The sequence below is a fragment of the Mycobacterium asiaticum genome, assembly GCF_001673365.1.
Taxonomy (GTDB): Bacteria; Actinomycetota; Actinomycetes; order Mycobacteriales; family Mycobacteriaceae; genus Mycobacterium; species Mycobacterium asiaticum_A.
In genome coordinates, this window is record NZ_LZLS01000178.1 from 16,660 (window position 1) to 27,693 (window position 11,034).

An 11,034-nucleotide genomic window follows, 5' to 3' on the forward strand; every position below is an offset into this window, starting at 1 on the left:
TACGTTTGGCAAGGCTAGCCGCCTCCGCGGGGCGCGACATCGGCCGTGCTTGCCGTCCGCCTCGTCGATGAAGCAGTAGACCGACGACAGTGGGGTACACGGTGTTTATGAAGACAGTCGCGATCACCGGTGCCACAGCAGGAATCGGCCGCGCCACGGCCCTTCGATTCGACCGCGCCGGCTATCGGGTAGCGGCTTACGGGCGTAATCCGAAGGCACTCTGCGAGTTACGCGAAGAGCTGCGCCCCGGAGCCGTCGTCGACTCCCTCGACGTACAAGACGCCGACGCGTGGGCCACCAAACTCGCCGAGTTGACCGAGCAGACGAATGGCCAATTGGACGTGCTGGTCAACAACGCCGGCATCCTGTCTGCCGGCCGCTTCGCGGAACTTCAATTGTCGCCCCAGCGCAGCATCATCGACGTCAACATAGGCGGCACGCTCAATGGCTGCCATTCGGCCTATCCGTATCTTCGCGCGACACCCGATGCTGTGGTCGTCAACCTTTGTTCGGCGTCGGCCATGTACGGCCAGGCTGAGTTGGCGGCCTATTCGGCGTCCAAGTTCGCGCTTCGCGGGCTCACCGAAGCACTCGAATTAGAGTGGGCCGCAGACGATATCAGGGTGTGCGCGGTGTGGCCGCTGTTCGTCGACACCGGGATGGTCCAAGGTGTGGATACCGGCAGCACGCGCACGATGGGAGTGTCGCTGACTGCCGACGACGTCGCCAAGGCCATCGTGAAAATAGCCGAACGGCGGCCCCGAATGCCGCACGGTCCGCACTTCGGGGTCGGTTGGCAGGCCAAGTCGCTGATGGCGATCGCCGCCGTCGCGCCCGGCTGGGTACTGCGGGAGATCAACCGTCGCGCGACCGGGTCGTGAGCGACGTTCGGGCGCGGCCGACATGTCAGGCCGCGAGAGCGCAGTGCCATTATGGGATTCCATGAGGACCGAACCGCTGATTCAGCGCGACTCCATCGAGACCACCGCCCGCCGCGTCGGGGTCGGGCTACTCGGAATAGGGACCCTGCACTTTCTGGCGCCCAAACCATTCGATGACATCATCCCGGCCGAGCTGCCCTTCAGCGCGCGGTTCTACACCTACGCCTCAGGAGTCGCCGAGCTCGTCATCGGCGCGTTGCTGTTGGTGCGCAGCACCCGGCGGCTGGCCGCCGGGGCGGCGGCCGCGCTGTTCATCGGGGTCTACCCGGGCAACATCAACATGGTTCGGCTGTGGTGGGACAAGCCGTGGTACATGCGCCTCATCGCCCTGGCGCGGCTGCCCCTACAGGTGCCGATGATCACCACCGCGATCAAGATCTACCGCAACAGCTAGAGCGGCGAACCGATGCGGTGCAGGGTGCCGTCCGGATCGACGTAGGCGAACTCCCGCAACCCGTAGCCGGTGTCGTGCGGGGGGTGCAAGCGGCCGCCCAGATCCGGCAGGGCCCGCCACTGCGCATACAGCGCGTCGGCGTCGCTGACGTAGAAGTAGACGCTCGACGCGGTGGTCAGTGGGTCGTGCTCGGCCCACTCGGTGAGGTGGATCTGGACGGAGCCGCGGTCGACGAAGCCGTAGCGTTCCGGACCGTCGTAGCCACGGGCTTCGAAGCCGAGCCGGCGGTAGCGCTCAAGCGCGGCATCGAGATCTAGGACCGGCACGATGGCCGCCGCCGAGGTGAAGTCGATTTCGGGCACGTCAGAAGTCTGTCACCCGGGTGCGGGCTGTGGCATTCTGCGTGGGTGACCGCTGATTCGGGGGGTCCACCGTCGGGCATCGTGACGTTTCTGTTCACCGATGTCGAGGGGTCGACCCGCCGGTGGGAGGACGATCCTGAGGGCATGCGGGCCGGCCTCGCCGTGCACGACGACGTGCTGCGTCGGGTGATCGAGACCCATCGGGGGTGGCTGTTCAAGCACACCGGAGACGGGGTCTGCGCGGCGTTCGCCTCGCCGCGGTCGGCCGTCGACGCCGCGGTGGCGGCCCAGCACGCGCTGGAATTGCCGGTGCGGATGGGCCTTGCGACCGGTGAGGCCGAGTTGCGCGACGGCGACTACTTCGGAACGGTGTTGAACCGCGCAGCCCGGGTCATGTCCGCCGGGCACGGCGGCCAGATCCTGCTCACTGATTCGACGGCTGGCCTGGTCAACGGGATCGATCTGGTGGACCTAGGCCCCAGGCGACTGCGCGACCTGCCCGCCCCGGTCGGGGTGTTCCAGGTCCGAGCACCGGGGCTGCGCAACGACTTTCCCGCGCTGCGCGCCCTGGACAGCAGCCCGGGAAATCTTCGCCCCGCCTTCACCAGTTTCGTCGGCCGCGAGTCCGAGATCGACCAGGTGCGGGCGGCACTGAAGGTGCATCGGTTGGTGACGCTGGCCGGGGTGGGCGGGGTCGGCAAGACCCGGCTGGCCTGTGAGGTCGCGCTCCGTCTGTCCGACGAATTCCCGGATGGGGTCTGGCTTTTCGAGTTGGCCGCGGTCGCCGACCCGGCCGCGGTGCCCGATGCGGTGGCAACGGTGTTGGGCATCACTCAGCAGCCGGGCAAGAACGTCACCGAAAGTATCGCCGCCGCGCTGGAAGGCCGGGTCCGGTTGTTGGTGTTCGACAACTGCGAGCACGTGCGCGACGCCGCTGCCGATCTGATCGAAGCCATCCTCGCCCGGTCGGCCAGCGTGCGGATCCTGGCCACCAGCCGGGAACGTCTGGAGGTACCCGACGAGCAATTGTGGTCGGTGCCCTCGCTGGACGTCGACAGCGGCATCAGCTCCCCCGCCGCCAACCTGTTCATCGAACGCGCGCAAAGTGTTTCGACGGGCTTCGGTGTAACTGAGCCCGACGACGCGACCGCTGTCGTGGAGATCTGCCGGCGTTTGGACGGCATCCCGCTGGCCATCGAGCTGGCCGCGTCCCGGATGGGATCGATGACACCCATCGAGGTGCGCGATCGCCTCGACCACCGATTCCGGTTGCTGGTGGGGTCGCGGCGTGGCCTGGCACGACACCAGACCCTGCGACACGCGGTGGCCTGGTCTTATGACCACCTCGACCAGAACGAACAGCTTCTGCTGGAACGCTGTTCGGTATTCGCCGGCGGATTCGACCTGCAAAGCGCTTGCGCGGTAGCTGCTTCCGCTGATGCTGCCGATGACTACGAGGTGCTGGATCTACTGGATGCGCTGGTACGCAAGTCCCTGGTGGTCGTCGACCGGATGTCCGGTCGGACGCGGTATTCGATGCTGGAGACCATTCGCGAGTTCGCCGAGGAAAAACTCGTCAACAGTGGTGCGGCAGAAGAAGTTCGGGCAGCCCATGCCGGCCACTTCGCCCGTCGTATCACCGATGTGATGGCCTTGTGGGACAGCCCGGATCAACGCGAGGCCTACTCCTGGTTCGAACTCGAACTGGCCAATCTGCGTACCGCGTTCAGGTGGGCAGCCGACCACGCGGACCTGGACGAAGCCGCCACAATCGCCGCGGATGCGGCGTTTGTGGGCTATTCGATCGATGTGTTCGAACCCATTACCTGGGCCGAGGAACTGCTGGGACCCGCCACGGCCGTGGATCATCCTCGACTCACGTTCCTATGCTTGATGGCGTCAATGTGCTACTCAGCTGGTCGATTGACTGAGGCAGTCCGGCACGCCGGTGTCGCGGCGCAACTGCTTGAGAGCAACCACGGTGAGGTGCCATACGGGATAGAAGCCTGGCCTAGCGGCGCCTTCACCGTCAGCGGGCAGCGCCAACGGGGTATCGCCTTGGCTCGCAACTCATTAGCAGGTGGCAACGACCCACTTTCCCTCAAGCGGGGGTGTTTGATCTTCGCACTGGCGATCGAAGGTCCGAACGAGGAAGCCATGACCTTGGCGGACGGGCTGGTCGAATCCGCCGAGGCCACCCGTAATCCGCTTGCGGTCTGCTTTGCCCTGCTCGCCGACGGCTTCGCCTACCGCGACACCGACCCTGCGCGCGCCCTGAGATCGATGCGCCGCGGCTTGGCGGTCGGACAGCGAACCGGCAACCGCAGCAGTGTGTCCCACCTGGCGGCCGTCCTATGCCGTGTCGAAGCGAAATACGGTGACCCGGTGTCAGCGCTCGAGTATTTCGAGTTGGCCATCCGCAACCACCACGAGTCGGGCAGTACCACCATGATCGGTACCCCACTGGCCCTGCTCGCCGCGTTTCTGCATCGGCTGGGGCGTAACGAGGCGGCGGCTACGCTCGCCGGTTACGCCTTCAGTCCCGTTACCGCACAGTCCGTTCCCGAGCTCACTACCGTAATGGCTCAGTTGCGGCAGGAACTCGGCGGTAGTCGGTACGAGTCTTGCAGCCAGACAGGTGCGCACATGACCACCGCGGGAATGGCCAGCTACGCCTATGCCCAAATCGACCAGATCCGAGCAGAACTCGAGGCGCGTAGCTAAGGGTCGTCAATCTGCAACGGCAGCAAGCGGTTCGAAGCCGACCGCGAGTGCCCGTTCCCGCAGCCGGGCCATGAACTCGTCGTGACCGGCTTCGTCGCCGCGCGCCCGCGAGACCAAACTCCGCATCCGCAACACCGGTAACTCGTGCAGGACGAAACCATCGTCGGTCGGCGCGGCGGCCAGGCGGTCGATCGCGGCTTCGGCTTCGCACAGATCGGCGTCGGTGCCGTGCGCGAGCAGTGCCTCGACCAATGCGGTGACCGCCGACCAGCGCCACACCATCTCACCGTTGGTGTAACTGCGCTCCACGACGCGCCGACCCAGCTCGATGGCACCGTCAATGTCGCCGGTTCGGACCTTCTCTCTGGCGATTTCGGGCTCGACGATCGACATCGCCAGCCCGACGAAACGCTGCCGCGACGCGGAATCGTGCGCCTGGGTCAGCAGCGCGATGCCCTTTTCGCGATCCGGCCCACCGTGATGAAGTTGAGCGAAGCCATGTGCGAGCAGCGCGAACCCCAGCACGACCTGGTCGCCGGTCCGCTCGGCGATCCACAGCGCGTCGGCGGTGTCGCGCAGCGCGGTCGAATCGGGAGCCAGGGCACCAAAAGGGATGGCCAACACGTACTTCCACATCACCGTCATGACGTGGATGTGCGGGTCGACCGGGGCGGCGATTGCGATGGCTCGGTCCGCGTCGGCCTGCCAGTCCGGCATCCCCAGGCACATCTTGATGAAGCCCGTCAAACCCATTGCCATGGCCAGGGGTGAACCGAAGATGACATTGCCCTTTGTCGGATCGCCGTCGGCAAGTTCGACGGCTCGCTGTGCCAACCGCAGCGCCTCGCGCGACTCACCGGCCTCCATCTTGGCGTAGGTGCCCGCGTAGAACAGCGCGACCATCAACGTCGAATCACCGGTCGAATCGACCAGTTCGACGAACTCGCTCGCCAAATCGGCAGCCTCGCGGGCACGGCCGCTGGCCGCCAGAGCCATGACGACACCGGACATGCCGATTCCTAACGACATCTTGTCGCCAGCCACCGCACAGAGCTCCCGTAGCCCGCCGAAGTCAACGTCGTCGGCACTGTATCCGGCAAGAAACGCCGTGCCGCACAACAGAGTTCGGGGTCCTATCCGCATACCGACGCGCGCCGGATGATCCTCGGGCAGGCGGTCGGCGACCTGGGCGGCACGCTGCCAACTGGTCCGCGCCGACGCCAGGTCGCGATGATTGGACCAGGCGCCGGCGCGCATATGCCAGCCGAACGCCTCCGACAAGTCGCCGGCGGCCTCGAGATGTTCGGCGATCAGCGCGGCGTTCTGCTCTGCCGCGTCGGGATCGCGTTGTTCAATGACGGCGGCTACCCGCCGGTGCAACTCGGCACGCTCGGCTTTGAGTTGCGATTCGTAGGCGACGGTTCGTACCAGCGGATGCCGAAACGCGTACTCGGCGTGCGGGGTGAACCGCACCTGGTCGACGAGTTCGACGTGCAACAGATCATCAAGTGCGCCAGCCAAATTGGCGATGTCGCTCATGACGGTGTCCAGGATGCCCCGGGTGAACCGGGCGCCGATGATGGCTCCGGCATACAGCACCCGTTTCGCGCTGTTGTCCAAGCGGTCGATGCGGGCGGCCAGGGTGGCCTGCAAAGTGCTCGGCAAGGTGATCGTCGCCGTCGCGTCGCGACACACATGCCGGCCACGTTCGCCCTCCAACAGGCCCCGCCCGGCCAGATCCCGGGTGATCTCCTCGGCGAAAAACGGGTTCCCGACCGCTTGTTCGGTGATCCGGGCGGCCAGCTGGTCCACCGACGGGTGATCGCCGAGCAACTCGGCCACGAGTTGCCGGGTTTGTTGCGCATTCAGCGGCGCCAACGCGATGGTCTGCCCGCCGGGCGTACGTGCCAGCGGGCCTTGGTATTCGGGTCGGTAGGTGATCAACAGCAGTGCGCGGGTTTGCGGGACGACTGCGGCGAATTCGGCGAGCATGGCCTCGCTGGCTTCGTCAATCCAGTGGGTGTCTTCGACCACGTAGACCGCCGGTTCGGCGCGGGCCAGCGCCGCCGAGTTCAGCAGCGCCGCCAGCCGGCGCCGCCGTGCGTCCGGCGGGATGGCGGGCAGCGGAACGGCCGGGTCACCTATTCCGAGGAGATCGTCGAGCAACAACAGATCTTCGGGGTTGGCGTCGGGAATGCGTTCGCGCAGTGTCGACCGAGCCTGGTCCGGGTCGCTGTCGCCGATTGCGAAGACCGCGCGCAGCAGTCGGGCCACCACATGGAACGGGACATCGTGGGTATGGGATTCGCTGTAGGTGGTGAACACCTCGATGCCGCGCTCGCCCGCCAGCCGCGTCGCTTCCCGGACGGTGCGACTTTTGCCGATGCCGGGTGGCCCGACCACTCCTGCCACACATCCGTCGCCGCCGATCGACTGTTCGAGAATGCCGCCAAGGGTGCTCAGCTCCCAGGTGCGTCCGACCAGAGTGGGCTCCCCGCGCTTGGGTTGGGCGCGTTCGTCGCCAACGGCAAGCAACCGGCGGGCCGGCACCGGAATACTCGCGCCCTTTATTCTGTACCAACTCCGGATCAGCCAGTACCACGGCATGGTCGACCAATCGAGCGGTCGATTCGCTCAACATCACGCCGCCGGGCGGAGCGACCGACTCCATCCGCTGCGCCATCCCGACCTGTTCGCCGATGGCTGTGTAACTTGCGGCAGCAGAACCGATTTCGCCGGCTATCACCTGCCCGGAATTCAATCCCACCCGCAGTTCCAGCCCGACTCCGTCGCGGCGTTTGACCTCGGCGGCAAGGGTTTCCACCTCAACCTGGATGTCCAGCGCAGCCAGACAGGCGCGAAACGCGTGATCCTCCAACGCCGTCGGCGCACCGAACAGCGCCATCACACCATCGCCGGTGAATTTGTCGACGGTGCCTCCGTAGCGCTGCACAACCGCCGTCGAAAGGTCCAACAGCGCGGCCATCACCTCGCGCAGCCGCTCCGCGCCCAACGCGGCGGCCAGATCCATCGAATGCACCACGTCGGCGAACAACACGGTGACCTGTTTGTACTCCGCCGGTTGGGCGGCGCGGACGCGCGGCTTACCGCACTCGCTGCAGAACTTCGCCGTTACCGACAGGGCGCTGCCGCACGACAAGCACGACTCGGTCCCGACGGTTCCCGTCACGGCAACATCGTGCCACCGCCGGAAACTCGCGGTCCAGAGATTCGCGGATTTTTTGCGACAAATGCCCAGGTCAACGCGTTCCAAGAATCTTCCAAGAATCCTCCAAGGGCCTCGCGCAAGCGTGTTCTTGATAACAACCGGGCAATAGCGACGAATCGAAACCATCACGGTGGCTCACCCAGCCCCCATCCCAGCCCGTGCTAGCCATCGAAAGGGGGACACAGCATGACCGATATCGCGCACGACGAGCCGCTCACCAGGCAGGACCGGCTGGCGGAGCTGACCCCAATATTTGATGCGCTGGCCGCGGTCGCCGCGCGAGGCGAAGTTCCCGGCCCCGAATTGCTGGCTCGTGCCGCCGCTGCCCAGCCGCTGCTTGCAGGCCTGGCATCCGATCCAGCCGACGGCGAGCCCTACTCCCGCTCGATCCTGCGGGTGGACGACCAGGTGGAGATCATGCTTGCCCGCTGGCGCCCCGGACACAGCTGCGCCCCACACGATCACGGCGGGTCTGGCGGCTTCGTTGTCGCCGTCGAGGGCAGCTTCCATGAGCGTCGCTTCGGCTGGGACGAGTCGCGCTTGGTGGTGGACGAGGCCGCCATCCACGAGCAAGGCACCGCGATTCACATTTCACCCGAGGTGATCCACGACATGGCCGCCGAAACCGCCGGCCTGAGCCTGCACCTCTACAGTCCGCCACCGACCAGCATGCGGGTCTTCGATCTGCAGCGCGCTGAGGCACTTGAGCTCGTCGGCAACTACGGCGCCTGGATTCCACAGGGCGATCACCCGCGAATTCCGTTCACCGCCTTGACGCCGAAAACTGCCCTCGTGAAGCCGGTGATCTGGGTCGCTCACACCACCCGGTACCGGGGCGGCTCGACCGAATTCGCAATCGCCGCGGCCACCATGGGCCGCGAGTTGGCGGCCGCGCACCCGGACGCCGAAGTCATCGTGTCCGGCCTACATCGCAAAGCCGACTTCCAAACCCAACTCGCCCAACTCGCGTTAACCGGCCGAGTGATCAGCCAACTGCACCTGATCAGCCATTCCGGCATGTACGGCCCGATGTTCGGTACTACAAACTGGCCCGAGCAGTTCTCCCCCCATGAGTGGCGGGACATGACGATCCCCTTCGCCACCGACGGACGGGCGTACTTCCACGCCTGCCGAACGGCGCGCTGGTTCGCGCCGTTCTTCGCCGACGTGTTCGGCGTTGCCACGTACGGCAACCACAACTACACCACCGTGTCCACCCGTAAGGACCGGTTTGCGTGGGCGGGCCGCCAACCGGCGGCTCGCCCGAATCTTTATATGATCGCGGCCCCGGGTAAGAAGTCACACGGCTGGGCCGGCAGTTTCCGCAAATATCTCGGCTGCGCCGCCGAGCCGATGACCGAAAGTGAGCCCGCTGCAACGCATCCGGAGCGATCCTATGATCGCGTGGCCGAATTGTACGACCGTGCCTACGCGGACATCCGGGTCCGCGAAGCGGAGTGGCAGTGGGTGGCCAACCGGCTCGCTTCTGCCCATGCCGATCTCGGCCGGCGGGTACGGGTATTGGAAATCGGCTGCGGCAACGGCGCTTTGCTCCGCGCGCTGGACGACAACGGCAACATCGACTTCGCCGTCGGATTGGACAGTTCCGAAGGCATGCTGACTCGCGCACGGGAGCGCAACCGCGACCGCGGACGGTTGCGCTTCGGCAAGGTGAGCGGGCCGGCCCTGGACATCCCCGACGACCACGTCGACGTGGTGATCTCGTTTCTGTCGTTCCGCTACCTGGATTGGGATCCGGTCATGGCCGAGATTCGCCGGGTGCTGGCCCCCGGCGGACGGTTGTGGGTGGTCGACATGGTTGAGCAACCGGTGCGGATCCGCGAATTGCCCGTCCTGGCCCGATCGGCCGTCGCGCATCTGCGGACCCGGCGCACCCGCCCCCAGTTCGCGACCGACCTGGCCGCCTTGACCCAACACCCCGATTGGCGAAACATGCTGCAACATAACCCTATTCGCGCAGAGCACGAGTACCGCTGGTATTTCGGCAGCCGCTTCCCCGGCACCAAGCTCAAGACCTTGACGGCGACGCCGTCGGCGCGGGTCGTGGCATTTGACTCCGGACCCCTGGCCAAGGGGCAGACCGCACCACTGTCCTACCCATGATTTCGCTACGGCCCCTGGCCGAGGACGCCTGCCTCGGCATAATCGACTGGGGCATCGGTGGTGTCGGCCTCCTGCAGGCCCTGGACCGGTTGGCCCCCGGGTTGCCGGTTTTGTACTGGTCCGATGCCGGGGCGACGCCCTACGGCCGCATGCATCCCGACGACCTGACCGACCGACTGCTGACTGTGATCACTGCCCTCGCTGACCGCGGGGCCACCGAGGTGGTGCTGGCGTGCAACGCGGCCAGCACCGTGCTGGGACTATTGGACGCTGCCCCGGTTCCCGTAGAGGGAATCATCGCCCACGGGTTGGCCTCAGTGCCCGAAGAACTGGTCTCAGTCGGGGTGATCGGCGGGCAACGCACCATAGACGGCGGCCACTACCGGCGCGGGTTATCCCGACCGGGCCGCACGGTGTTGTCCCGAGTGGCGCAACCATTGTCCGCGCATATCGAAGCCGGCCGGATCGGCTCACCGCAGTTCCACACCGACCTGACCAACATCGTCGCGCCGCTGCAACACGTACAGGCCCTGGTGCTGGCGTGCACCCACTACCCGGCCGCCAATGAATGGTTTGCCGCCGCGCTGCCCGACGCACTGCTGATCGATCCGGCCGAGCATCTGGCAGCCGCAATCGCCTACCGCTATCCGGAAGCGATGTCGGCGAAACATCTGGCCGCGCGCGTGTTCCTCACCACCGGCGATCCCGACGCTATGCGACACGGCGCCGCCCGCGCGTGGGGAACGATGTTGACGGCCACCGCGGTGCGGGAGCAGCGGGCGCTCGCTTCCTAGCCGCCACTCAGCTGGGGCGAATGTCACACCCGCAACCATTCGTCATCGGCCGCCCGCGCCACGATGATCGGCGAGTGGACCGATTGCACCACCGAGTTGCTGACCGAGCCCAACAACATCTGCGCGATCTTGCCCCGACCGTGACTGCCAACCACCACGAGCTGAGCCGATTCCGACTGGTCGATCAGCTCCCGCGCCGCCCGATCACGGACCACGATACGGTGCACGGTGACGTCGGGATAGCGCTCCTGCCATCCGGCCAGGCGTTCGGCGAGGCATCGCGCCGTGGTGTGGAACTCAAGGCGGTGCACGCCTGGAGCGACATCGAGGTGCTCGACCTCGACGGGTTCGACTGGGAGACACTGCAATTGCAGGCGGAGCAGATACTGGCCGAACGCCTGGCCGGATGGCAGGAGCGCTATCCCGACGTCACCGTGCACCGTATCGTGGTCCGTGATCGGGCGTC

The 11,034-nt window shown here is 66.1% G+C and carries 7 protein-coding genes and 2 pseudogenes; 5 read left to right on the forward strand and 4 right to left on the reverse strand.

Going from position 1 to position 11,034, the window contains the following annotated elements; translation table 11 throughout:
• Nucleotides 1–107: 107 nt before the first annotated feature.
• Together A5634_RS19340 and A5634_RS19345 are read left to right on the forward strand one after the other, a co-directional pair.
• Nucleotides 108–881, forward strand: coding sequence for an SDR family oxidoreductase (locus A5634_RS19340; protein ID WP_065145642.1), 774 nt, complete (start codon nucleotides 108–110; stop codon nucleotides 879–881).
• 61 nt (nucleotides 882–942) lie between these two features.
• On the forward strand, nucleotides 943–1,335 hold the full coding sequence (locus A5634_RS19345; protein WP_065145643.1) for a DoxX family protein: 393 nt from the start codon (nucleotides 943–945) through the stop codon (nucleotides 1,333–1,335).
• Here the strand turns inward: A5634_RS19345 and A5634_RS19350 are convergent.
• A complete protein-coding gene (locus A5634_RS19350) occupies nucleotides 1,332–1,688 on the reverse strand; it encodes a bleomycin resistance protein (RefSeq protein ID WP_081290539.1) in 357 nt (118 codons plus the stop codon). The two genes, A5634_RS19345 and A5634_RS19350, sit on opposite strands and share 4 nt — an antisense overlap.
• Nucleotides 1,689–1,742: 54 nt before the next feature.
• On the opposite strand from A5634_RS19350, the gene A5634_RS19355 reads away from it, so the two are divergent.
• On the forward strand, nucleotides 1,743–4,421 hold the full coding sequence (locus tag A5634_RS19355; protein ID WP_065145645.1) for an ATP-binding protein: 2,679 nt from the start codon (nucleotides 1,743–1,745) through the stop codon (nucleotides 4,419–4,421).
• A 6-nt stretch (nucleotides 4,422–4,427) separates the two neighbouring features.
• On the opposite strand, the gene A5634_RS19360 is transcribed toward A5634_RS19355, so the two are convergent.
• Both A5634_RS19360 and A5634_RS30170 read right to left on the reverse strand, forming a co-directional pair.
• A complete protein-coding gene (locus tag A5634_RS19360; RefSeq protein WP_367593465.1) occupies nucleotides 4,428–6,971 on the reverse strand; it encodes an ATP-binding protein in 2,544 nt (847 codons plus the stop codon).
• Nucleotides 6,972–7,089: 118 nt separating this feature from the next.
• Nucleotides 7,090–7,776: pseudogene (locus A5634_RS30170) on the reverse strand (adenylate/guanylate cyclase domain-containing protein); the annotation flags it as partial.
• A 60-nt stretch (nucleotides 7,777–7,836) separates the two neighbouring features.
• Here A5634_RS30170 and A5634_RS19365 point away from each other — a divergent pair.
• Nucleotides 7,837–9,774 carry a methyltransferase domain-containing protein gene (locus tag A5634_RS19365; protein WP_065145646.1) on the forward strand — a complete coding sequence of 646 codons (1,938 nt, stop codon included), beginning with the start codon at nucleotides 7,837–7,839 and terminating at the stop codon, nucleotides 9,772–9,774.
• Complete coding sequence (locus A5634_RS19370) at nucleotides 9,771–10,568, forward strand: glutamate racemase (protein ID WP_065145647.1); 798 nt, start codon at nucleotides 9,771–9,773, stop codon at nucleotides 10,566–10,568. Before A5634_RS19365 ends, A5634_RS19370 begins: the two co-directional genes overlap by 4 nt.
• Nucleotides 10,569–10,591: 23 nt before the next feature.
• On the opposite strand, the pseudogene A5634_RS29645 reads toward A5634_RS19370, so the two are convergent.
• A pseudogene (locus A5634_RS29645) lies at nucleotides 10,592–10,849 on the reverse strand (universal stress protein); the annotation flags it as partial.
• Between the last annotated feature and the right edge of the window lie 185 nt (nucleotides 10,850–11,034).

Bases quoted from the DNA above. Each gene is read 5' to 3' on its own strand.
- A5634_RS19345 (WP_065145643.1), top strand. From the start codon at position 943: ATGAGGACCGAACCGCTGATTCAGCGCGACTCCATCGAGACCACCGCC.
- A5634_RS19370 (WP_065145647.1), top strand. From the start codon at position 9,771: ATGATTTCGCTACGGCCCCTGGCCGAGGACGCCTGCCTCGGCATAATC.
- A5634_RS19340 (WP_065145642.1), top strand. From the start codon at position 108: ATGAAGACAGTCGCGATCACCGGTGCCACAGCAGGAATCGGCCGCGCC.
- A5634_RS19365 (WP_065145646.1), top strand. From the start codon at position 7,837: ATGACCGATATCGCGCACGACGAGCCGCTCACCAGGCAGGACCGGCTG.